The sequence below is a fragment of the Streptomyces virginiae genome (assembly GCF_041432505.1).
In the GTDB taxonomy this organism is placed as follows: Bacteria; Actinomycetota; Actinomycetes; order Streptomycetales; family Streptomycetaceae; genus Streptomyces; species Streptomyces virginiae_A.
On record NZ_CP107872.1, the window covers coordinates 14070 to 36196 of the forward strand.

At 68.5% G+C, this 22127-nt stretch carries 19 protein-coding genes and 1 pseudogene; 6 read left to right on the forward strand and 14 right to left on the reverse strand.

Annotated elements, in window-relative coordinates; translation table 11 throughout:
* Positions 1-274: 274 nt before the first annotated feature.
* From OG624_RS41325 to OG624_RS41355, 7 genes are all read right to left on the reverse strand, one after another.
* Entirely contained in the window at positions 275-586 is a 312-nt protein-coding gene (locus tag OG624_RS41325; RefSeq protein WP_244291043.1) for a hypothetical protein, read from the reverse strand.
* Between the two features lie 40 nt (positions 587-626).
* Positions 627-1493 carry a hypothetical protein gene (locus OG624_RS41330; protein WP_331720976.1) on the reverse strand — a complete coding sequence of 289 codons (867 nt, stop codon included), beginning with the start codon at positions 1491-1493 and terminating at the stop codon, positions 627-629.
* Between the two features lie 390 nt (positions 1494-1883).
* Entirely contained in the window at positions 1884-2180 is a 297-nt protein-coding gene (locus tag OG624_RS41335; protein WP_331720977.1) for a helix-turn-helix transcriptional regulator, read from the reverse strand.
* A 78-nt stretch (positions 2181-2258) separates the two neighbouring features.
* Positions 2259-2477: a UTRA domain-containing protein gene (locus tag OG624_RS41340; RefSeq protein WP_371640960.1), complete on the reverse strand. Its 219-nt coding sequence runs from the start codon at positions 2475-2477 to the stop codon at positions 2259-2261.
* Positions 2478-2625: 148 nt separating this feature from the next.
* Positions 2626-2823 (reverse strand): hypothetical protein, encoded by a 198-nt coding sequence (locus OG624_RS41345; RefSeq protein ID WP_244291042.1) that lies wholly within the window; start codon positions 2821-2823, stop codon positions 2626-2628.
* 164 nt (positions 2824-2987) lie between these two features.
* On the reverse strand, positions 2988-3938 hold the full coding sequence (locus OG624_RS41350; protein WP_158712000.1) for a hypothetical protein: 951 nt from the start codon (positions 3936-3938) through the stop codon (positions 2988-2990).
* A gap of 419 nt (positions 3939-4357) precedes the next feature.
* Positions 4358-5206, reverse strand: coding sequence for a hypothetical protein (locus OG624_RS41355; RefSeq protein ID WP_331720978.1), 849 nt, complete (start codon positions 5204-5206; stop codon positions 4358-4360).
* A 468-nt stretch (positions 5207-5674) separates the two neighbouring features.
* Between OG624_RS41355 and OG624_RS41360 the strand changes: the two genes are divergently transcribed.
* Together OG624_RS41360 and OG624_RS41365 are read left to right on the forward strand one after the other, a co-directional pair.
* Positions 5675-7330, forward strand: a complete 1656-nt coding sequence (locus OG624_RS41360; protein ID WP_331720979.1) for a trypsin-like serine peptidase — start codon at positions 5675-5677, stop codon at positions 7328-7330.
* 231 nt (positions 7331-7561) lie between these two features.
* Complete coding sequence (locus OG624_RS41365) at positions 7562-7735, forward strand: hypothetical protein (RefSeq protein ID WP_158711999.1); 174 nt, start codon at positions 7562-7564, stop codon at positions 7733-7735.
* A 322-nt stretch (positions 7736-8057) separates the two neighbouring features.
* Here the strand turns inward: OG624_RS41365 and OG624_RS41370 are convergent, their stop codons facing one another.
* Positions 8058-8303 (reverse strand): transposase family protein, encoded by a 246-nt coding sequence (locus OG624_RS41370; RefSeq protein ID WP_078909755.1) that lies wholly within the window; start codon positions 8301-8303, stop codon positions 8058-8060.
* A gap of 17 nt (positions 8304-8320) precedes the next feature.
* On the opposite strand from OG624_RS41370, the gene OG624_RS41375 reads away from it, so the two are divergent.
* The 4 genes and pseudogenes from OG624_RS41375 to OG624_RS41390 all read left to right on the forward strand — a co-directional run bounded on the left by OG624_RS41375 (position 8321) and on the right by OG624_RS41390 (position 13561).
* Complete coding sequence (locus tag OG624_RS41375; protein ID WP_051764016.1) at positions 8321-10006, forward strand: acetolactate synthase large subunit; 1686 nt, start codon at positions 8321-8323, stop codon at positions 10004-10006.
* Positions 10007-10160: 154 nt separating this feature from the next.
* The gene (locus tag OG624_RS41380; RefSeq protein WP_331720980.1) at positions 10161-11675 is read left to right on the forward strand and encodes an FMN-binding glutamate synthase family protein; all 1515 of its coding nucleotides are present in this window, start codon (positions 10161-10163) and stop codon (positions 11673-11675) included.
* Positions 11676-11993: 318 nt separating this feature from the next.
* Positions 11994-12467, forward strand: a pseudogene (locus OG624_RS41385) (alpha/beta fold hydrolase); the annotation flags it as partial.
* Positions 12468-13024: 557 nt separating this feature from the next.
* Positions 13025-13561: a hypothetical protein gene (locus tag OG624_RS41390; protein ID WP_033226848.1), complete on the forward strand. Its 537-nt coding sequence runs from the start codon at positions 13025-13027 to the stop codon at positions 13559-13561.
* A 398-nt stretch (positions 13562-13959) separates the two neighbouring features.
* Here OG624_RS41390 and OG624_RS41395 read toward each other — a convergent pair whose 3' ends face one another.
* The 6 genes from OG624_RS41395 to OG624_RS41420 all read right to left on the reverse strand — a co-directional run bounded on the left by OG624_RS41395 (position 13960) and on the right by OG624_RS41420 (position 22097).
* Positions 13960-14319 (reverse strand): acyl-ACP desaturase, encoded by a 360-nt coding sequence (locus OG624_RS41395; protein WP_106971565.1) that lies wholly within the window; start codon positions 14317-14319, stop codon positions 13960-13962.
* 446 nt (positions 14320-14765) lie between these two features.
* The gene (locus tag OG624_RS41400) at positions 14766-14948 is read right to left on the reverse strand and encodes a DUF5302 domain-containing protein (RefSeq protein ID WP_033226846.1); all 183 of its coding nucleotides are present in this window, start codon (positions 14946-14948) and stop codon (positions 14766-14768) included.
* Between the two features lie 224 nt (positions 14949-15172).
* Entirely contained in the window at positions 15173-16591 is a 1419-nt protein-coding gene (gene ahcY / locus OG624_RS41405; RefSeq protein WP_331720981.1) for an adenosylhomocysteinase, read from the reverse strand.
* Positions 16592-16651: 60 nt separating this feature from the next.
* Positions 16652-17614, reverse strand: coding sequence for a methylenetetrahydrofolate reductase [NAD(P)H] (metF, locus tag OG624_RS41410; RefSeq protein WP_331720982.1), 963 nt, complete (start codon positions 17612-17614; stop codon positions 16652-16654).
* Between the two features lie 20 nt (positions 17615-17634).
* On the reverse strand, positions 17635-21114 hold the full coding sequence (metH, locus tag OG624_RS41415) for a methionine synthase (RefSeq protein WP_331720983.1): 3480 nt from the start codon (positions 21112-21114) through the stop codon (positions 17635-17637).
* Positions 21111-22097, reverse strand: coding sequence for a carbohydrate kinase family protein (locus OG624_RS41420; protein ID WP_331720984.1), 987 nt, complete (start codon positions 22095-22097; stop codon positions 21111-21113). The genes metH and OG624_RS41420 overlap by 4 nt, the downstream gene beginning before the upstream one ends.
* Positions 22098-22127: the final 30 nt, after the last annotated feature.

The window sequence follows — 22127 nt, forward strand, 5'->3', positions numbered from 1 at the left end:
ACGGCCCCCGGCGGCGCCGGGGAAGGGGTTCCGGTTCCCCCCTTCAAAAGGGGGGAACCGGGCATAGGCCAGCCTCGCGGAATGATCGAGCGCCGACCCCTGGGCAGCGGCCCCCGCCCCGCTACTCCCTCAGCGCCTCCGGCCGCCCGCCGGGCTCGTTCGGCCGCCGATCTCCCGGGCCGACGGCCGAGGCCCCGGGCGCACCCGCGCGGCCCGCGGCCGCCCTCCGGCCGGCACCGCCTGGCCCCGGCGCCGAGGCGGATAGACGCTGAGCTCAGCCCTGGGGGTGGTCCTTCTTACGGTGGTTGGCAATGCTGGCGGGGGCGCCGCTGTAGTTGCAGTCGGCGCACTTCTCCCATGAACAGTTCGGATCTTTGACAGCAGCGTGGCGGACCGAGTGGTGCGAGCCGTAGCCGTGGGCGTGGAGCAACTGGGCGACAGATCCGTCGTACATGAGCGCCATGAGCGCTGCTTCGGCGATCTTGTCGTGACCGGCGGCGAAGAACTTGCCGAGGCCGACATCCTTCCCGCAGCCGCACCAGCACTTGCCGGTCGGGATGAGGCGGGGCTTCTCGTTGTTTGGCATGCCCTCAAAGGTAGCAACCCTTGGGTGAATTGCAAGGGTTTCACCCAAGGATTGAACTGAGGGTTCGCAAACAGACACTTGCCCGACGCCCCGTCACCGGCCGCGAACGGCTGACCTCTTCAACGTCTTGGGCGGCTCCCGCGTGAACCCTTCCCGGTCCGCGCGCTCGTCCCCCACAGCTGCTTGCCCTTCCTCTCACCCCCGTCTCGGGCAGCGCGTCCTTGACGACGCCGACGATCGTGGCGTGCGCGAGCCGGTTCACGCCGAGCTGCTCCAAGGCCTTCGCGCGATCGCCGAGGTCCAGGTCCCGGGGCACGGCCAGGCCCTCGGTCAGCGGGCCCCAGGAGCGCTTGGCGTCCGTACTCGCGGGCGCGGCCCACGGATCGGCGGCCGCGCCCATGCGTTCGGCCAGCACGTCCCTCGCGGCGCCGACCGCGGCCCCAGGAGCGGGCGCGGGCGCGGGAGCGGCAGTCGCCGCCGTGGCGGGAGTGGGCGCGGCAACGGCAGTCGCCGCCCGGGCGGGTGCGGGGGTGGGGGTCTTGGCGGCGGCCGCGGTGACGGCGCCAACGGCCTGGTCCACGCCGACCCCGGACCGGTGTGCGTCCATGAGGATCCGGGCGACTTCGATACCGCGGGCGTCGAGCCAGCCCATCGCAGCGGCGATGTCCGGCCAGGCCGGGGGCGCCAGGATCGCGTCGCGGACCAAGCCCTCCGGCATCCTCGCCTCGAGGAGGTCGGCCCACCGGTCGGTGCCCTCCGCCTTCGTCCGGACCGCGTTGGCAACGACGGCCTGGTGAACTCCGGCGGTCATGCGGCCCATCCGCGGCAGAAAGATGGCGAGATCGACGCCGGCCTGCTGGAGCCCGACGAGCCGACGGGCCAACTGCGGCCAGTCCGCCCCCTGCATCAGCTCGGCAAGGATGCGCGAAGCGCGGGCAGACGGCGCACCGCCTTCGGCAGGCGCCGCCCGGCCGGGGCCGCGCCCAGCGCGTCGTGCTCGCCCAGCCGGGACAGGAAGGGGCGCACGGTGTTGGACCTGGTTGCCGAGGCGGACGCGGACCGTTTTTCCCCTGAGCGGGGAGTCGTGTACGGCAATGTGACCAGACAGGGCACCGGAACGATGCCTCCGAGTGCGGAGCCGCTTTTCCTGGGGTACCGGTGACCACGCGGGCCCACGGGCCTACGAACATCACCGCTGGCGAGGTCACCTCACCGGACACGACTCGAGCTGTGCAGGCTGGACGAGTCGAGCTGTATTGAGGCCTTGCCTGTTGGCGTAGGGGCGGCCTTCATCGTTCTATGGGACTTCGGTTGACGCGATGACGTCAGGGTGCTGCTGGGCCAGCCCTTGGAGCAGACGACTGTATGCGGCTCGGCGCTCACCAAGGCGCGGCTCGGCCTCCCCTGCCTCCCATCGGATGATCTGGAGAGGCTTGACACCGACGGCTTGGGCCACCTGGCGTTGGGTCAGTCCCGCGGCGCGCCGTAGAGGTCCCCTGTAGGCAGGGGGCAAGAGCGGCGTCTGGCCGGCACTCAGCAGCGCGTCCACGGCTGACACGGGGTCATGAGCGGTTGTCACCTTCACCTCCGACATCGAGAGGCTTGAAAGTTATCCTGAAGCGCTTTGCCCTGTCTCCTCGTTCCGGCGTGTCGCCGCCAAATCGCCCTCCCGTCAAGGGCAAGTGGTCATCGGCGATCTGGAGGCGGTCAGCTGGAGCGACACCTCGATCACTTCCGGAGCACGGCTCTGTGCATCGCGGGTGAGTCGCTCGACGCTGATGACCCGGACTCGGCTACCGATGCGCAGTTGAGCGGCTTCGTCCTCCGTCGGCATCCGAGCGCTGACAGTCTCGCTAACACTATTGGGCTGGTGTCCTGCTCCGGTGCGCATTCCCGGCGGACGGCGGTGGGCCCCAAGAAAGACTTCGTTGGGGCCCACCGCCGTACCTGTGGGATGTCGCTGACACCGCCCTCGCCCGCAGCATCGAACGACGCGATGGGGGGCTATCGGGTTCTCTGAGATTCGACTTCGTCGAAGGTCAAGAACTGGCGACGTGCTGGCGTCGTTGCAGGATCCATCGGTGTACGGGCGGTGTCAGGCCGGCGCCTACGATGAATCCGATCACGACGCTCTGGCTCGCGAACGCGATAGTCCCGATAATGGCGCACAGAACCAAGCCGGTCACAATCAGGCCCGCGACTTTAACACGCGGGTTCAGCTGGTTCAGCCATTTCACCGTGGACAGAGTCGTAAGGTATACGGTGGAGCCGAAAGCGGCCGATGCCAAAGCGGTTAGAGTGTCCATTCCGCGACCTTTCTGATTCGGAAGCCGAAATGTGTCTCTTCGGCTGCCAGGGCCAGCCGTTGTCCCTGTTCGGGAACGCGTGGCTGCCGGTCTGTTTACCTGCAGTATCCGTCGCCGGCGCTGCCCTTGTAAGTGCCGCTTCCGGCCACGGCTGCCGCCGGCGAAAGGGGTGCCAGCGCGGGGTTGACCTTAAACTTGATGCACTGATCGGTCGCAACTGCGTACCCCGCGATACCCGCGAGGGAGCGGCCCCCGACGACCGCAGCCGGGTGCGGCAGCCAACCCACAACGGTCCCGCCGAGAGCGAGGACCTTGGTCTCCTTCTTGTTGAAATACACGGTGCCGCTGATGATGCCCCAGGTGTAATGGGGGTCGGCCACCACGGGGAAAGCGGTGTCGGGGCCGGTCTCAATGGTCTGGACGAGGGTGTTGCCCTCAAGGCTGTACCTGGTGGGAACCGAGTTGCCCTTGGCGTCCTTCGCCCAAGGGGCGTCGATGTGGCCCCGGGCGACGAGGCCTGCTCCGCCGGCCGAGGTGACAATGTCGTAGCCGCCGTTCCCATCGGCCACCAGGCTGGCGCCCTCGGGGAGACCGAGGTTGAAGCGCTGAGTGGTGGGGGCCTTGGCGTCCTTGAGGGTGACCAGGGCGCGGGCTCCACCGCCGACGGTGGCCTGAGTGGCGAGGTCGGTGTGCGCGGCCGCGTCGGGATAGACGGTGGTGCCGGCCGCCGAGGTGGTACCTGCGGCGCCGACCGCCGCGGGTAAGGTCATCGTCACCGCCGAACCGTCAGAGGCCGCCACGGTCACCCGCCCGTCAGCGCTGGCCGGGGTCGTCACGGTGACGAGCCCGCGGTCCGTCGCCATGACCGTGCCTCTGGTGCTGTCAGGCGCAACGTCGGCGGTACCGGTGGCCTTTTGCACCGTGGCCGTGACCCGGTCCGCCGCACTGACTGCGGAACCGCCGCTGGCGGCGATGGCCGGGGCAGCGGTTCCCGCTATCAGTGCAGTGGTGAGCATCGCGGCATGAACTGAATTCTTGAGCTTCACGTGATATTCCCTGATCTGCTTAGTGTCGTGTTCGGTGGAGCAGAATGAACACTAGCGATCTTCGCGGGATGATCAACAGATTTGAGCAAGTGCTGAGGTTCCCTACTCAAGCAGCTATCGGGCGAGCGCGGACAGGCGGGCTGTTTCAAGCCGCAGCGGCGCAAAACATATCTCCGCACCCGCCTGACCTGGCGAGACGTCGACTTGGCCTGCCACCGCAACTCGGCGAACGTGCAGTCGGGTTGCGTTTCAAGTCATTTCCGGAACTGTTCCAGCCACGATGAAAGACGTTCCCATACCGTCCGATTCAACAGGTCTCAGAAGGTGACGGGGCACCCTTCTTATGGTTCGACAGGAATAACCGGAATGCTTATCGGGGGCGCAGGCGAACAGGATTTACAACTCGTTCCGGAGTGCGGTCACGATGCCAGGGGAGGGCGGGCGCGCCGCTTCCGCTTCAGGGCACGTACCCCCGCTGCAAGCGCGGCAGCACAGATGCCTGCCGCCAACCAGGCGGGCGCGCTCTTGAACAGGTCGGCCGGCGTCGGGGCAGGATCTCGGCAGTCAGGGGCTGCGGGTTCCACCCGCAGTCGGGCCCAGACCTTTGACGGCGCCCCCTTCTCTTGCCAGACCACGGTGTAGAGGCCTGGTTTCGCGTCGCACCTGATACGGACAACCGCCGAGACCCGCCTCGCTCCGTGCATAACGACTGGTCGTGTGAACACCGGCGAGGTCAACGTGACGCTTCCGTCGCCGCCCGTCCCCAGGCCGTCAGTCGCCGTCAGCTCCCCGCCGGCCCTCACCGACCGGACGTCCCATGGGCTCGCGGGCCATTCCACGTCCGCGGGCCAGCGCTCCTCCTGGGGCTCAGGCGGCAGCCCCGAGACCCGCCTGGCGCACGCCTCGCGATCCCCGTCTTCAGCCGGAGCCACCCGGACCCGCCCCCAGAGCCGCGTGACCTCGGAGGGGTTGCGGTCCCCACCTGATCCGATGCGCACCTCGTAGACCCCGGGCGCAGCGGTGCACGAGATCGTCACGACCGCGGTGACCTGCGGGTCGTTCATCCTCATCCGGCCATCGGCGGTGAACGCCTCGGAGAAGACCCTGTCGCCGTTGCCGACAGAGTCTTGTAGGCCGACCGAGACGCTGACCTGCTCTCCAGGCCGAACCGGCTGGTCGGTGCCGCTTGGAAGCGGCGATGGCACATCCGTAAGCGGAGCGGCCTGCGCGCCCTCGGCTCCGAGTGCCAGGTACAGCGGAATCGTCATGACTGCCGCGCCGATCCATGCCCGTAATCGCATTATTTGTCGCCTGTCTTAGTTCTTTGACGATCTTTCACACCGTTGCCTACTCTGCCCTCTTCATCGAACTGACGCACCAACACACTGCGATGCCAGGCGTCATCGCTGCACTCAGGAAGCAAGTCATTGAGATCAAGATGGTTGACCGCACTCGCGCTCGGTACCAGCACCGTGCTCTTCACCGCCCCTGCTGCCCTGGCAGCGTCGGCCGCTCCCTCTCCGGCCGGCATAACGCTCCCCTCACCCTCAGCCTCGTCGTCGCCCCCCACACCCAGCCCTACAGACTTAGCCGGCTCCAAGCCCTCCGCGTCGGCGCTTCCCACTCCGCCCGCACCAGCGGTATCCGCTCCCCCCTCTCCTCCCGCGTCCACCCCCAAATCACCCCCTGCCTCCCGGGCCCCAAGCGCGGACGAGCAGTACTGGACAGCTGACCGGATGGCCCAGGCCAAGCCGATCGACGCCGCCCGCGACGCCGGGCCCAAAGCTCCGTCAGCACCCAACTCGCCCGCCGCTGCACCACGGGACACGCCCCACGCCGCGCACTTCGACGGCCTCCCGATGGTGGGGACGTTCTTCTTCGACGGCACACCGGTCGGCGGAAACGCGACCTACTGCACCGGCAGCGTCGTGCGTAGCAAGGGAAAGAGCCTGGTACTCACCGCGGGGCACTGTGCGAACGGCCTGAACGCGGCCACCCACCGTGTCTTCGTACCGCAGTACCAGTTCCTGAAAATCCCGGCCAACCAGCCATGGGGACTCTTCGCAGTCGGCGAAGTCTACAAAGACCCCCGCTACCCCAACACGGGCCAGACAAGGGCCGCGGTCTCGGACCTGGACTTCGCCTTCGTCACCGTCGCCCCCAACAGCAGAGGCGCGATCGAGGACGTCGTCGGCGCCCTCACCTTCACCACCTCGACGTCGTACGACCACAACGTGACGGTCATCGGCTACCCCTCCCACGCCGGCGACAACAGCCAGCACAAGGCCATCCGCTGTGATGTACCGACCCGTCGGCTGCACGGGTTCCGGCAGATGCAGATGGAGTGCGGCGGCTACCACAGTGGTGTCTCCGGCGGCCCTTGGATCAGGGGATACAACGCCTCGGCCAGAACCGGAGAGGTGATCGGGAACGTCGGGGGCATGGGCGGCGGCGGCGACGTCGACTGGATCTCCTACGCGCCGCTCTACGGCAAGGACGCCCAGGACCTCTACAACGACGCCAACAACGGCATCGGACCGAAGAACGTCCGCCGCGGTACCTTCCAGCCTCCGACGGACGGCCCGGTCCTGCCGGGAAGCGGCGAGACGTGGAAGCACGCCAAGCAAATGGCCTCCGGCAACTTCTCCGGCACAGGTCACAGCGACCTGCTCGTCATCTGGACCGACGGCGAAGCCACCCTCTACCCCGGTGACGGCAACGGCGGCTTCCGTCCCGAACGCCAGCTCCTCGCACCCAACGCCGGGTGGAAGCCGGTCGCCACGATCACCGCAGGCGACTTCACCGGCACCGGTGAGTTCGACCTCATGGTCCGCTGGGACGACGGCCGGATGACCCTGCACGGAGACGTCGGCTCCAACGGCCTCGGTGCCGGAATCGAGATGGCTCCTTCAGGATCCATCTGGAGCCACGCCACCCAGATCGCCGCCGGCCGCTTCAACGCCGCCACCTACGTCACCGACCTCATGGTCCGCTGGTCCGACGGCGAACTCAGCCTCTTCACCAACGTGAGCGCCGGCACCATGGGCCAGGAGTACAAGCTCAAGGACCCCAACAGCACCTGGAAGGACGCCACCCTGCTGACCGCGGGGCAGTACTCCGGCAACCAGAAGTGGGACCTCATGGTCCGCTGGTCCAGCGGCGCGCTCAACAACTATGTCGGCACCACCACCGGCGGCCTGGGCAGCGAGCAGCCCATCCACGGCCCCAACAAGACCTGGACCCACAGCGTCATCATGACCACCGGGCAGTTCACCGGCGACGGCCTCACCAACGACCTCATGATCCGCTGGAGCGACGGCGAAACCACCATGTACAAGGACACCCGCATGAACAACCTCGGCACCGAAATCATGATCGCCCCACCCGCATGAGCAGGCCAGCAGGCACGTACGTACGCAGGCCGGCCCTCTCCGCGGGCAGCTCCACCCGAACCCTCCGGAGAATGTCGCCCGGCTCGGCCAGGGACAGCAACACATGCGGCCGCTCGAACGGAACGAAGCGGTCAACCGGGTCGGGGTGGGAGGCGCGTAGCGCGTGAGGGCGCGCCGCAGCTCGTCGGGATCACGGCGCTCGAGTCCGCCCGGGTTGCTGCTGGAGCTCTTGTGCCAGAGCGTGTGTCCGGCCGGCGCGCCGGGCATCGCCGACACCATCGTCCGCTTCGACGAAACATCCTCACCGAGGACCACGGCGACGTCGCCGATGTCCTGCACCAGCTGGAGGCCGCGGGGATGAAGCAGGCGATGGAGGCGCACCAAGCGCAGCGCACCACCGCGTAGCCGTACCTCCGGGACGGCGGTGGTGCGATGCGGCGCGCACCACCGCACCGCACCGCACCGGGGGCGTTACACATACCCCCTTGACCACGCCCTGATCAGGGGCCGGAAGGGGCTGTGTCAAGGAGAAACGTGCGGAGTGGCCAACCTGGTCAAGGGGTGCCGCACCGGTGCGGTGCGAGCGCACGGTCGCGGGAGTGGAGTCCACCGGGTGGGCTCCACTGAGCCTCCGCCAACTTGAAGTCGCAGTTCAAGGGGCTGGTGTGACCGATTCTCCACATGATCACGCTGGTCATGGACGGGAGTCCGCGAAGAAGATCATCTGTCAGCGGTTGATTTCGATGTTCGTCAGGACGAGCAGAGCGCGCAGGAGGCGGGTGACGCGGGCGGGGTCGGTGCGGAGCTTGATGAGGATCCGCCAGTTCTTGAGATGGGCGAAGCCGTGCTCGACCGGTGCCCGTCCGATCGCGAGGACGCGGTTGGCTTCCTTCTGGTTCGGGGTGAGCTTGTGAGTGCGGCCGGCCGGGGTAGACGGCTGACCGGCCCGCCCATCGGCGCGGCCAGAACTCAGGAGAGGACACGATCAGCGTGAGCGACGCCGAGCACCGGAAGCAGACCCCCGACGGAGCGGCCGAACTCCTGGTTCGCTGCCTGGAGAACGAGGGCGTCGAGGTGGTGTTCGGCGTACCCGGCGAGGAGAACATCCGTTTCACCAACGCCCTCGCCCGCTCGGAGAAGATCCGCTACGTCCTCACCCGGCACGAGCAGGCCGCGTCTTTCATGGCGGAGATGCACGGCCGGCTCACCGGCTCGGCGGGGGTGATGTCCGCGACGCTGGGGCCCGGCGCGATCAACCTGATGCTGGGCGTCGCCGACGCCATGACGAACAGCACGCCCGTCGTCGCGATCACCGCGCAGGTCGGCAAGGAGCGCAACTACAAGGAGTCCCACCAGTTCGTGGACCTGGTGAGCATGTTCGCCCCGGTCACGAAGTGGTCGGCGGAGGTCCCGACCACCCAGGCCATCCCCGAGATGGTGCGGCGCGCGTTCAAGACCGCGGAGTCCGAGCGGCCCGGCGCCGTCTATCTCGCCGTGCCCGAGGACGTCGACGCGGCGACGGACGGCTCGGACCTGCGCCCGCTGCGCAGGAACGTCGTGCAGCCCGAGGCACCGTCCCCGAAGCAGATCGATCGAGCGGTGGAGCTGCTGCGGGAGGCCCGCCGGCCGGTGATCCTCGCCGGACACGGCGCGGCGCGCGGCGGCGCCGCAAAGTCGCTGACGGCGTTCGCCACCGCACTCGACGTGTCGACGGCGACCACCTTCCACGGCAAGGGCGTCCTGCCCGACGACCACCCGTGCGCGACCGGCACGTTCGGCTTCATGCGGCGCGACTACACCAACTTCGGGTTCGAGGAGGCCGACGTCGTCATCGCCGTCGGCTACGAGCTGCAGGAGTTCGACCCGTCCCGGATAAACCCGGACGGTGACAAGAAGATCGTCCACATCCACCGCGTCCCGGCGGAGGTGGACGACAGCTACTCGGTCGACGTCGGCATCATCGGCGACATCTCTGCCTCCCTCGACGCCCTCGCCACCGAACTCGACGGCCTGCGCTGGACCGTCGACGACGAGGACACCACGGCCACCCGCGCGCTGCTGGCCAAGGAACTCGAGCGGGGCGCCGCGGACGAGCGCTACCCGCTCGCCCCGCAGCGCGTCATCGCCGACACCCGCGCCGCGCTCGGTCGCGACGACATCGTGCTGGTCGACACGGGCGCGCTGAAGATGTGGATGGCCCGGCTCTACCCGACGTACGCGCCGAACACCTGCCTCATCTCCAACGGCTTGTCCACCATGGGCTTCGCGCTGCCCGGCGCGCTCGCGGTTCAGCTCGCCAGGCCGCAGACGAAGGTGCTGGCGGCGGTCGGCGACGGCTCGTTCCTCATGCACTCCCAGGAGATCGAGACGGCGGTCCGCGAGAACATTCCGCTGACCGTGCTGATCTGGGAGGACAACGGCTACGGGCTCATCAGGTGGAAGATGGACCTGGAGGTCGGGGAAAACTCCAACACCGACTTCGGCAACCCGGACATCGTCCAGTACGCCCGCAGCTTCGGCGCGAAGGGCTACCACATCGAGTCCGCCGGGGACCTGCTGCCGACGCTGCGTGAGGCACTGGCGGACCCGGGCGTGTCGATCATCAAGTGCCCGGTGGACTACGCCGAGAACATGAACCTCATCGAGCACCTCGGGCACCTCGACTCGGCGCTCTGACCCGCCCGCGGCGCGGCCCGACCCCCGTACGGGCCGCGCGGCGGCCCTCCCGCAGGGGCGGTGCCCTCGGGTCTCCGGCATCGCGTGGCATGTCCGCGGCGCGGGGTAGATGGTCAGCGTGAGGTTCGGCCGGTCGAGGAGAGGAACGATTGTGATGCGTGCTCGGAGCATAGGTGCGGCAGCCGCCACGGGGTTGGCGCTGGTGGCCGCCCGCGACCTCGTGCAGAAGAAGCACGCGCTGCTGAGGAACTTCCCCCTGGTGGGACACGCCCGGTATGTGCTGGAGACGATCGGCCCCGAGCTACGGCAGTACATCGTGACGTCCAACGACGAGGAGCGTCCCTTCAGCCGTGACCAGCGCAGCTGGATCTACGCGTCGGCGAAGGGGGAGAACAACTACTTCGGGTTCGGCACCGACAACGACGTCGAGCACGTGCAGGGTCATGCGTACGTGAAGCAGCGTACGTTCGCCGGTGCGCTGCCCGATCCGAGCGACCCGCAAGCGGCGTTGCCCTCGGCCAAGGTGCTCGGCGGACCGCGCGGCCGCGCGAAGGCGTTCCGCCCGGCGAGCGTCATCAACATCTCGGCGATGAGCTTCGGCTCGCTGTCCGGAGCGGCCGTCACGGCGCTCAACAAGGGCGCGGCGCTGGCCGGGACGATGCAGAACACCGGCGAGGGCGGCCTGTCGCCCTACCACCTCAACGGCGGGGACCTTGTCCTCCAGATCGGTACGTCGTACTTCGGCTGCCGCAACGAGGACGGGACGTTCAACCTCGACAAGCTCAAATCACTGGTCGCGGGCGCGCCCGTCAAGGCGATCGAGATCAAGCTCTCGCAGGGCGCGAAGCCGGGGCTCGGCGGCATGCTGCCGGGCGCGAAGGTGACCGACGAGATTGCCCGGATCCGCGGCATTCCCGCGGGCAAGGACTGCGCTTCGCCGTCGCGGCACACCGCGTTCCACGACGTGGACTCGATGCTCGACTTCGTGGAACTGTTGGCCACGGAGACCGGATTGCCGGTCGGGATCAAGAGCGCCATCGGGGAGATGGGCTTCTGGGAGGAACTCGCCACGCTGATGGAGCGGGGTGAGCGAGGGGTCGACTTCGTGACCGTCGACGGTGGCGAGGGCGGCACCGGGGCGGCTCCCCTGATCTTCGCCGACTCGGTGTCCCTGCCGTTCCGCGTGGGCTTCTCCCGCGTCTACGGCGTGTTCGCCGAGCGGGGCCTGACCGACGACATCACCTTCATCGGCTCCGGCAAGCTCGGCCTGCCCGAGAACGCCGTCGTCGCGTTCGCCCTCGGCGTCGACATGATCAACGTGGGCCGTGAGGCGATGCTGTCCATCGGCTGCATCCAGGCCCAGAAGTGCCACACCGACAAGTGCCCCACCGGCATCGCCACCCAGAACCCGTGGCTGGCGCGCGGCATCGACGCGCCCTCGAAGGCCATCCGGGCCGCGATGTACCTGCGCACCCTGCGCAGGGAGTTGCTGAAGGTCTCGGGCGCCGTCGGTGTCCCCCACCCGTCGCTCATCACCCCCACCGACATAGACATCCTGAACGGCGACTACGACGCCCGCACCCTGGGGAGTGTGTACGGCTACAAGGATGGCTGGGGCTCGCTCGGGCCGGAGCTCGCCCATGAGATCGCCGAACTGCTCACCACCTGAGATGGCTACTCGGCCACCTGTCTTCAACCGTCATGCCCTGCGCAGCACGCCCACCGAGTGGAACGCACCGAGTGGACGGTGGTGCGCATCGCGGTGCGCCCCGGATGGACTCGGTGCGCACCACCGCACCGGTGCGCACCGGCCCGGTGCGGTGGTGCGGGCAGTGGAGTCCACCGGGTGGAGCGCACCGGGTGCGGTGCCGGACATCGCGGTGCCCACCGCACCCCCACGCCCACCAGGTGGACTCCATCCGGTGCAGCCCGTCGGGTGGGCTCCACTCGATGGAGTCGGTGGAACCCACCGCCGGCCGGAGCAACGTTCCGGGCCGTCGCCCCGCTGAGCGTCCCCACGCGCCGCCCGGCGGGCCCCGCCCCACCGAGGTGGACGGACCCGACGCGCGCTTCGTCGCCCGCGGCGGGCCGGCTGCGCGACCGATTCCCCGCCGGTCCGCTCCCGGCATGGTTGAGCGAGGACGATCTCGACATCTACGCCGGGGAGTTCGAGCGCACCGGCCTGACCGGCGCCCTCAACCGCTAACGCACCATGGACCGCGACCGGGAAGACCTCGCCCCGCACCGCGGAGCCCCGATCAAGCAGCCGTCCCTGTTCATCGGCGGCACCCTGGACGCCTCCACCACCTGGATGGCCGACGCCATCGACGCCCACCCCGCCACCCTCCCCGGCCTGTCCGCCTCCCACCTCCTCGAAGGCTGCGGCCACTGGATCCAGCAGGAACGCCCCGCCGAGGTCAACCGCCTGCTGACCGACTGGCTCGCCACGATCCGGAGCTGACGCGGGCGGGCTGCCACAGCAACCAGGCAGTGTCCTTCGGGCGCCGAGGTGACACCTGCCGGTCTGCTCGGCGATACCGAACAGCCGCACCGCACGTACGCCGGCCGCCTGGGCTCGGGCGTCGAAGAGGCGCTGGGCGTAGGGGCGGGAAGCGGACGGGGCCGCGAGTCGGCCGCCGACGAAGCAGCGCAGCGGTCTGGTGAGCTGTGCCCTCTCCGGCGGCCCGTGCCGGCGGCACCTCGCCCCGGGGAGCAGGCGGAGGACGCAGGCGCGTTTCTTCGGTGAACCCGCTCCCCCAGCCGAGTGAGTAATCCCCGGCCCGGCTCGGCCCGGCGGCCGGTGACCCGCTATGACCGGGCTCATGGTCAAGAACGTGCGCCGGGGGCCTCATGGACGGAATCCTCGGCGAATGGGTCGCCGCCAAGCATTGCTGGGGCGTCGCCGTCGACCCTGCCGAATGCAAGGCACTCCTCCGCTTCGAAGCATCGAGATATTCCCGTGGCGGCACGCGCGAACAGAGCGATCCGACCCGATCCGATCCTGTGGAACGAAAGTAGATGATGAGCGCACAGAAGAGAAGACGCCTGTATGAAACGCTGACCGTCTGCACGGCACTCGCCGCCCTCGTCATGTCGACGTACAGCGCAGTCCAGGCCACCAGGGCAGCTGATGCGGCAAACCGGCTAGCGGATCACTCCAACCTGCTGAGCAGCATCTACAGGATTACTTGGCACATCGAACGGAAGGAAGGGAAGTCCGTCCTGGCCATTGAGAACAGAAGCCTGTTTCCCGCCCATCGGGCATTCTTGTACGACAAGAAGAACAAGGAGTACATTCTCGTCTGGGGCGTGAAGCCCTGCTCGCGTGCAGCGCTGAAAATCGACTACAAAGACACGGATGACACTGTCATCGCCGAGACATTTTCTCTTCACTTCCGCATGGCCGGGCGGCGTTGGAAGTCTGACGGAACGCGGCAGTTGACCGAGATGAGCGACGCCAAGGAGGACGCCAAGATCATCGACGGGAGAATGCCGGGCAGTGAAGAAAAGAAGATCCTGGAGACGAGAGGAAAGTCTCTCCCCGAATGCGGGTGACCACCAAGGAGTGTCCCGTCTCGTCCGCCCGCTCCGGCGTCGTCCACGGGCATCGGGCCGGCCATGCGCGTCCGCGCCCGAAGCCGGCTCGGAGGAGCTTCGAAAGCTCCTCCGAGGGACCTTCATTCCTCCAGGCCTCCTGCGAGGCTCGTCAGGTTCACACGCCGACGCTGCGGTCCGCACGCATTGTGCCGACCGGGTCACTGCCGGCTGCTGCCGTTCGAGGTACAGGTGGAGCTTCTCGCGGCTGCGCTCTCCCTCGCTTGTCAGGTCGGTTCTCTCGAACACGCGCAGTGCCGCGGTCGAGGATCCCGCAGTCGTTCGCGCACCGGCTCGCCGCTGATCCGGCCGGTGTTGCGGCGCGCCACGCGGGTTGCCTGTTGACGGAGCCCGGGTGCTCACGGGTGTAGCCGGTGCTCATGTGCTGCATGCGGTGGCGTTCCAGGGCAACCAGGTCGACCGCGCGTGACGTGCAGAGAGCCCCGCAGGGCTGTGCTGTTGCGGCTCACCTCCGCCGTCCAGCGATGGGCCCACTCGCCCCGGGCTCCTTCGCGGCCGAGCTCGGTGATGAGTTGCGTGTGACAGCTCGGCAGGTTGTCCTCGGTCAGCAGACTCAAGACGAGGGCAGACCGTACGTGCGCTGCCGGCGGAGACCGCTCGGTGTTCCAGGGGAGGTCTTCGAGCGGTCCGTCGAAGTCGCGCAGGTGGGGAAGCAGACTGTTCGCCTCACCCGCACCCGAGAACGCTGCCGGGCCGATGAGCCGGGCGCATCAGGCCGGCGCAGCACAGGGCGTTCAGCGGCGAACATGCGCCTTTGGTACGCGCTTGCGCCCGACGACCACGGTGGTGGCGGCCGCAGGGGGATGGCCCGGCGTCACGGTCTCGGCAGCCCGCAGCCGAAAGCCCCCGGCCCCCGGGAGCGCCCATGGCGGATCAAGGCTGCGTCCGGGACATGCCCCGCACCGGTGCGAACACATCCGATTCAAGCCGGTACATGCCGATTCGACGAAGCACCTCGCGTTCGGTCACTTCCCACAGCACCGGAGTTCGCCGTTGCGGCTGGAATACACCGCCTGCCCGGGTTTCATCCAGCGAGGCTCCGGTGAAATTCCAGCGCGTGCGTTCGCCATATTCACTCTGTGAACAGAAAAGCCGCCGCGGCTCATTCCCATGGAACGAGCCGCGGCGGCACAGGGGGTGGAGATCAGCCGGTCTTCCTGCGGATGAACCGCTTCTGTCCGGCCGAACCGCTCATGTTCTTCACTCGAAGGCGGCCCTCTTCGTGGGCCGTTCGGGCGCGCGTGACCTGGGCCTTGCGTTCCAGGATCTCGCGGAACTTCTCCTTGGCATCCTGAGCATCGCCACCGTCGAACGACTTGTCAGTCATACATACCTCCTGAAATCAATCGATGAAAAAATCTGGCACAGGAATCCAAGAACAGCGACCCCGTATTTCCGATACCGGCGAATGGAATCAGCCGTTCACGAAGGGCAGGGCGTGTTCGAGGACGGGGTGGAGTGAGGGGCGACCGCCGGCCGGGCCGCTTCGGGGGCGGCGAGTTCCAGCACCTGGGGCCCGGCTCGAATGCGGCTGTCCGCCGAGAGCAGTGATCAGTAGCGGTAGTGGTCCGGCTTGTACGGGCCCTCGACCTGGACGCCGATGTACGCGGCCTGCTCCGGGCGGAGCGTGGTGAGGCGGACGCCGAGGGCGTCGAGGTGGAGGCGGGCGACCTTCTCGTCGAGGTGCTTCGGGAGCACGTAGACCTCGGTCGGGTACTCCTGCGGCTTGGTGAAGAGCTCGATCTGGGCCAGGGTCTGGTCCGCGAAGGAGTTCGACATCACGAAGGACGGGTGGCCGGTCGCGTTGCCGAGGTTCAGCAGACGGCCCTCGGAGAGAACGATCAGGACCTTGCCGTCGGGGAACTTCCAGGTGTGGACCTGGGGCTTGACCTCGTCCTTGACGATGCCGTCGACCTTGGCCAGGCCGGCCATGTCGATCTCGTTGTCGAAGTGGCCGATGTTGCCCACGATGGCCTGGTGCTTCATCTTGGCCATGTCGGCGGCCATGATGATGTCCTTGTTGCCCGTGGTGGTGATGAAGATGTCGGCCGTCTCGACGACGTCGTCCAGGGTGGCGACCTGGTAGCCGTCCATCGCCGCCTGCAGCGCGCAGATCGGGTCGATCTCGGTGACGATGACGCGCGCGCCCTGGCCGCGGAGCGACTCGGCGCAGCCCTTGCCGACGTCGCCGTAGCCGAAGACGACCGCGACCTTGCCGCCGATGAGGACGTCGGTGGCGCGGTTGATGCCGTCGATCAGGGAGTGGCGGCAGCCGTACTTGTTGTCGAACTTCGACTTGGTGACGGCGTCGTTCACGTTGATCGCCGGGAAGAGGAGGTCACCGGCCTGCATCATCTCGTAGAGACGGTGCACACCCGTGGTGGTCTCCTCGGTCACACCGCGGATCTCGGACGCGAGCTTCACCCAGTCGATGCCGCTGCGCCGCAGCAGGCCGAGGACGGCGGCAAGTTCCTCGTTGTCGGCGGTGGACGGGTCAGGGATGGAGCCGGCCTTCTGGAACTCGACGCCCTTGTGGACGAGGAGGGTGGCGTCACCACCGTCGTCCAGGATCATGTTGGGCCCCTCGGCGCCGGGCCAGGTCAGCGCCTGCTCCGTGCACCACCAGTACTCCTCCGGCGTCTCGCCCTTCCAGGCGAAGACGGGGATCCCCGCGGCGGCGATCGCGGCGGCCGCGTGGTCCTGGGTGGAGAAGATGTTGCAGGAGGCCCAGCGGACGTCGGCGCCGAGGGCGACGAGGGTCTCGATGAGCACGGCGGTCTGCACGGTCATGTGCAGCGAGCCGGTGATGCGGGCGCCGGCCAGGGGCTGCGCCTGCGCGTACTCCTGGCGGATCGACATCAGGCCGGGCATCTCGTGCTCGGCCAGGGTGATCTCCTTGCGGCCGAAGGCGGCGAGACCGATGTCGGCGACCTTGAAGTCGGTGAAGTCGGCAGGGGTCGTGCTGGTCATGGTGACTCCGGTGGTGGATGAAGGGCCAGTGCGTCACAGCACTGGGCCGTGCCTTTCGGATCAGGCCGGCCTGATCCGGCTCGACCCGAATGAGGCGGCCTGGACGCCCAGGTTCTGATGGATTTCGAGGGTCGCGGTGGAGCGGTTCAGGGTGATGTAGTGGAGGCCCGGAGCGCCCTCGGCCAGAAGGCGTTCGGCCATCGAGGTCGCGTAGTCGACGCCCACCCGGTGTCCGTCGGCCGGGTTGTCCTGCACTGCCTCCAGCCGGCGGGCCAGAGCGGACGGGAAGCGGGCGTCGCTCAGTGCGGCGAATCGCCGGATCTGGCGGAAGTCGGTCGCCGGCATGATCTCGGGGATGATCGGTGTCAGGCAGCCCACCGATGCCAGTCGGTCACGCAGCCGCAGGTAGTCCTCGACGTGGAAGAACATCTGCGTGATCGCGTAGTCGGCGCCCGCCCTGCACTTGGCCGCGAAGTGGCGGATGTCGTCGGTCCATCCGGGAGAGCGCGGGTGCCGCTCGGGGAAGGCGGCCACGCCCACGCTGAAGTCGCCCAGCTGCCGGATCATGCCGACCAGCTCGTGTGCGTGCGTGAAGCCCTGCGGATGCGGGGTCCACTCGCCTTTCGGGTCGCCCGGCGGATCCCCGCGCAGTGCGAGGACATCCCGGATGCCGGCATCCGCGTACTGGCCGATGATGTGGCGCAACTCGGCCCGCGAGTGGCCGACCGCCGTCAGGTGCGCGACCGGGCGCAGGGTCGTCTCGGCCGCGATCCGCTTGGTGAGCTCGACGGTACGGTCCCGGGAGGAGCCGCTGGCGCCGTAGGTGACGGATACGAACGAGGGCGCGAAGGCTTCTATCCGGCGGATCGCGTTCCAGAGGGTCCGCTCGCCCGCCTCGGTCTTGGGCGGGAAGAACTCGAAGGAGTACGAGCGCCGGCCCGTGGCCAGTAGTTCGCGTACGCCCGGGCGCGCGGCGGGCTTGAGAGGGACGGGGGTCGGCCGTTCTGCAACGACGGCTGCCATGGGATCGGACCTTTCCGGTGTCAGCGTGCGTTGAAGTACGTGGCCGCGGGGTGGTGGATGACGAGCGCGTCGGTGGACTGCTCCGGGTGGAGCTGGAACTCCTCGGAGAGGTGGACGCCGATCCGTTCCGGCCGGAGGAGATCTGCGATCTTGGCGCGGTCCTCCAGGTCGGGGCAGGCGGGGTAGCCGAGGGAGTATCGGCAGCCTTGGTACTCGGTGCGGAACATGCCGTGCATGGAGGCCGGGTCGGATCCGGCGATGCCCAGTTCGGAGCGGACGCGGGCGTGCCAGTACTCGGCGAGGGCCTCGGCGAGCTGGACGGAGAGGCCGTGCAGCTCCAGGTACTCGCGGTAGGCGTCGGCGGCGAAGAGCCGGGCCGTCTCCTCCCCGATGCGGCTGCCGACGGTGACGACCTGGAGGCCGATGACGTCGGTCTCGCCGGACTCCTCGGGGCGGAAGAAGTCCGCGAGGCACAGGCGGCGGCCGCGGCGCTGGCGCGGGAAGGTGAAGCGGGTCAGCTCTCCGCCGAACTCGTCCAGGATGATCAGGTCCTCACCCTTGGAGACGCAGGGGAAGTAGCCGTGCACGACGGCCGCTTCGAGGAGCCCGTCGGTGTGCAGCCGATCGAGCCAACCGCGCAGCCGGGGCCGACCCTCCGTTTCGATGGTGTCGGCGTCCTTCAGACCCCACTGGCCCTTGAAGAGGGCGGTCTCGTCGAGCCAGGAGGCGTAGTCCTTGAGCGGGATGCCCTTGACCACCCGGGTGCCCCAGAAGGGCGGGGTGGGGATCGGGTTGTCGACGGAGACGTCGGAGCGGCCGCCGGGCTCCTCGCGTTCCTCCACCAGGGATCCTGCGGCGCCGGCCCCCGATGCGTCGGCGCGCCGAGGCACGCAGCGCTTCTTCAGGGGCGGAAGCTCGGCTCCGGGGACTCCCCGCTTCACTCCCATCAGCGCGTCCATGAGGCGTAGGCCTTCGAAGGCGTCGCGGGCGTAGCGGACCTCGCCCTCGTAGATCTCGTGGAGGTCCTGCTCGACGTAGGCGCGGGTGAGGGCGGCGCCGCCGAGGATCACCGGGTAGTCGGCGGCCAGCTTGCGCTGGTTCAGCTCCTCCAGGTTCTCCTTCATGATCACGGTCGACTTCACGAGCAGGCCGGACATGCCGATCACGTCGGCCTTGTGCTCCTGGGCGGCTTCGAGGATCGCGGAGACGGGCTGCTTGATGCCGATGTTGACGACGTTGTAGCCGTTGTTGGTGAGGATGATGTCGACGAGGTTCTTGCCGATGTCGTGGACGTCGCCGCGGACGGTGGCGAGCACGATCGTGCCCTTGCCCTCGTCGTCGGTCTTCTCCATGTGCGGTTCGAGGTAGGCGACGGCCGTCTTCATGACCTCGGCGGACTGGAGGACGAAGGGGAGCTGCATCTGACCGGAGCCGAAGAGCTCGCCGACGACCTTCATGCCCTCCAGGAGGGTGTCGTTGACGACGTCGAGGGCGGGGCGGGTCTGCAGCGCCTCGTCGAGGTCGGTCTCCAGGCCGTTCTTCTCGCCGTCGATGATGCGGCGCTGCAGTCGCTCGTCCAGCGGCAGGGCGAGGAGTTCCTCGGCGCGGCCGGCCTTGAGGGACTTGGTGTTGACGCCCTCGAAGAGGGCCATCAGCTTCTGCAGCGGGTCGTAGTCGCCTTCGCGCCGGTCGTAGATCAGGTCGAGGGCGGTGGTGACCTGCTCCTCGTCGAACCGGGCGATCGGCAGGATCTTGGAGGCGTGGACGATCGCCGAGTCCAGGCCCGCCTTGACGCACTCGTCGAGGAAGACCGAGTTCAACAGGACACGGGCCGCCGGATTCAGACCGAAGGAGATGTTCGACAGGCCGAGGGTGGTCTGGACGTCCGGGTGGAGTCGCTTGAGCTCGCGGATCGCCTCGATCGTGGCGATGCCGTCCCCCCGGGACTCCTCCTGACCGGTGCAGATCGTGAAGGTCAGCGTGTCGATGAGGATGTCCGACTCGCGGATCCCCCAGTTGCCCGTCAGGTCGGCGATGAGCCGTTCGGCGATGGCGACCTTGTGCTCGACGGTGCGGGCCTGGCCCTCCTCGTCGATGGTCAGCGCGATGAGCGCGGCGCCGTGCTCCTGGGCCAGTCGGGTGACCTTGGCGAAGCGGGACTCGGGGCCGTCGCCGTCCTCGTAGTTCACGGAGTTGATGACCGCGCGGCCGCCCAGCTTCTCCAGGCCCGCCCGGATGACGGGAACCTCGGTGGAGTCCAGGACGATCGGCAGGGTGGAGGCGGTGGCGAAGCGGCCGGCGAGCTCCTCCATGTCGGCGACGCCGTCGCGGCCCACGTAGTCCACGCACAGGTCGAGCATGTGCGCGCCCTCGCGGATCTGGTCGCGCGCCATCTCCACGCAGTCGTCCCAGCGGGCCTCCAGCATGGCCTCACGGAACTTCTTGGAGCCGTTGGCGTTGGTGCGCTCGCCGATCGCCATGTACGAGGTGTCCTGGCGGAAGGGCACGGTCTGGTAGAGCGAGGCGGCGCCGGGCTCGGGCCGGGGGGTGCGCTCGGTGATCGCCGTGCCGCGGACCCGCTCGACGACCTGGCGCAGGTGCTCGGGGGTCGTGCCGCAGCAGCCGCCGACCAGGGAGAGCCCGTACTCGCGGACGAAGGTCTCCTGCGCGTCGGCCAGCTCCGGGGCGGTCAGCGGGTAGTGCGCGCCCTGCTTGGTCAGGACGGGCAGGCCGGCGTTGGGCATGCAGGAGAGCGGGATGCGGGCGTTGCGCGCGAGGTAGCGCAGGTGCTCGCTCATCTCGGCGGGGCCGGTGGCGCAGTTCAGGCCGATCATGTCGATGCCCAGGGGCTCCAGCGCGGTCAGGGCCGCGCCGATCTCCGAGCCGAGGAGCATGGTGCCGGTGGTCTCGACGGTGACGGAGCAGATCAGCGGGACGGTGACCCCGAGCGCCTCCATGGCCCGGCGGGCACCGATGATCGAGGACTTCGTCTGCAGGAGGTCCTGGGTGGTCTCCACGAGCAGCGCGTCGGCGCCGCCGGAGAGCAGGCCCTCGGCGTTGACCTGGTAGGCGTCGCGGATCTGGCCGTAGGTGATGTGGCCCAGCGTGGGGAGCTTGGTGCCGGGGCCCATGGAGCCGAGGACCCAGCGCTGCTGCCCCGTGGAGGCGGTGAACTCGTCGGCGACCTCGCGGGCGATACGCGCACCGGCCTCGGACAGCTCGAAGTTGCGTTCGGCGATGTCGTACTCGGCGAGGGCCGCGTAGTTCGTGCCGAAGGTGTTGGTCTCGACGCAGTCCACACCCACCGAGAAGTACGCCTCGTGGACGGAGCGCACGATGTCGGGGCGGGTGATGTTGAGAACCTCGTTGCAGCCTTCGAGCTGCTGGAAGTCCTCCATGGTGGGGTCCTGCGCCTGGAGCATCGTTCCCATGGCTCCGTCGGCGACGACCACACGGGTCGCGAGCGCCTCCCGAAGGGCATCGGCCCGGGTCCGGTTCATATCAGCTTCTCCAGCGCCGGGCCCAGCAGCCGGGCCGGTTCGGGCCCGTACACCGCGGCGACCGTCTCCAGCAGCCCGGCGCCGTCGACCTCGTAGTCCTGGGGACCCACGGTCCGGAGGACGAGGGCTGCCACCGCGCAGCCCAGCTGAGCGGCGGTCTCCAGCGGCAGCTGCCAGCTGACGGCGGCGAGGAAGCCCGACCGGAAGGCGTCGCCGACGCCCGTCGGATCCTCGGTGCGGACTCCGGGGACGGCCGGCACGGTGAGTGCGGGCTCGCCCTTGCGCTCGATCCGGACGCCGTCGGCGCCCAGGGTCGTCACCCAGGTGCCGACCCGATCGAGGATGTCCGGCTCGTCCCAGCCCGTGCGCTCGCGCAGCAGCGCGGACTCGTAGGCGTTGGTGAACAGCCAGCGCGCGCCCGTCACCAGCTCCCGCACCTCGTCGCCGTCGAGTCGGGCGAGCTGCTGGGAGGGATCGGCGGCGAATTCGATGCCCAGTGCCCGGCACTGGCGGGTGTGGCGGACCATCGCGGCCGGGTCGTTGGGCGACACCAGCACCAGGTCGACGGGAGAGTCGCCCAGGTCGGTGAGCCTGCTCAGGTCGATCTCGACCGCCTCCTCCATGGCGCCCGCGTAGAAGGACGCGATCTGGTTGGCGTCCTCGTCGGTCATGCACATGAAGCGCGCGGTCTGGCGGGTGTCGGAGACGTACACCGCGCTGGTGTCGACCCCGTGGTCCTTGAGCCAGACCTCGTACTCGTGGAAGTCCGCGCCCACCGCCCCGGCGAGGACGGGGGCCAGGCCCAGTCCGCCGAGCCCGTAGGCGATGTTGGCGGCCACCCCACCCCGCCGCACTTCGAGCGAGTCCACGAGGAAGGACAGCGAGACGTGTTCCAGCTGGTCCGGGAGCAGCTGGTCGACGAACCGGCCCGGGAAGGCCATGAGGTGATCCGTGGCAATGGATCCGGTCACCGCGATACGCATGTGGCCTCCTGATCGGGACGGTGTGGGCCG

What these genes read in the sequence shown, in the direction of transcription:
- OG624_RS41325 (WP_244291043.1), bottom strand. Translation starts at nt 586, where the DNA reads ATGCCAAACAACGAGAAGCCCCGCCTCATCCCGACCGGCAAGTGCTGG.
- OG624_RS41330 (WP_331720976.1), bottom strand. Translation starts at nt 1,493, where the DNA reads ATGCAGGGGGCGGACTGGCCGCAGTTGGCCCGTCGGCTCGTCGGGCTC.
- OG624_RS41335 (WP_331720977.1), bottom strand. Translation starts at nt 2,180, where the DNA reads ATGTCGGAGGTGAAGGTGACAACCGCTCATGACCCCGTGTCAGCCGTG.
- OG624_RS41340 (WP_371640960.1), bottom strand. Translation starts at nt 2,477, where the DNA reads ATGCGCACCGGAGCAGGACACCAGCCCAATAGTGTTAGCGAGACTGTC.
- OG624_RS41355 (WP_331720978.1), bottom strand. Translation starts at nt 5,206, where the DNA reads ATGACGATTCCGCTGTACCTGGCACTCGGAGCCGAGGGCGCGCAGGCC.
- OG624_RS41360 (WP_331720979.1), top strand. Translation starts at nt 5,675, where the DNA reads ATGGCCCAGGCCAAGCCGATCGACGCCGCCCGCGACGCCGGGCCCAAA.
- OG624_RS41380 (WP_331720980.1), top strand. Translation starts at nt 10,161, where the DNA reads ATGCGTGCTCGGAGCATAGGTGCGGCAGCCGCCACGGGGTTGGCGCTG.
- OG624_RS41390 (WP_033226848.1), top strand. Translation starts at nt 13,025, where the DNA reads ATGATGAGCGCACAGAAGAGAAGACGCCTGTATGAAACGCTGACCGTC.
- OG624_RS41400 (WP_033226846.1), bottom strand. Translation starts at nt 14,948, where the DNA reads ATGACTGACAAGTCGTTCGACGGTGGCGATGCTCAGGATGCCAAGGAG.
- ahcY (WP_331720981.1), bottom strand. Translation starts at nt 16,591, where the DNA reads ATGACCAGCACGACCCCTGCCGACTTCACCGACTTCAAGGTCGCCGAC.
- metF (WP_331720982.1), bottom strand. Translation starts at nt 17,614, where the DNA reads ATGGCAGCCGTCGTTGCAGAACGGCCGACCCCCGTCCCTCTCAAGCCC.
- metH (WP_331720983.1), bottom strand. Translation starts at nt 21,114, where the DNA reads ATGAACCGGACCCGGGCCGATGCCCTTCGGGAGGCGCTCGCGACCCGT.
- OG624_RS41420 (WP_331720984.1), bottom strand. Translation starts at nt 22,097, where the DNA reads ATGCGTATCGCGGTGACCGGATCCATTGCCACGGATCACCTCATGGCC.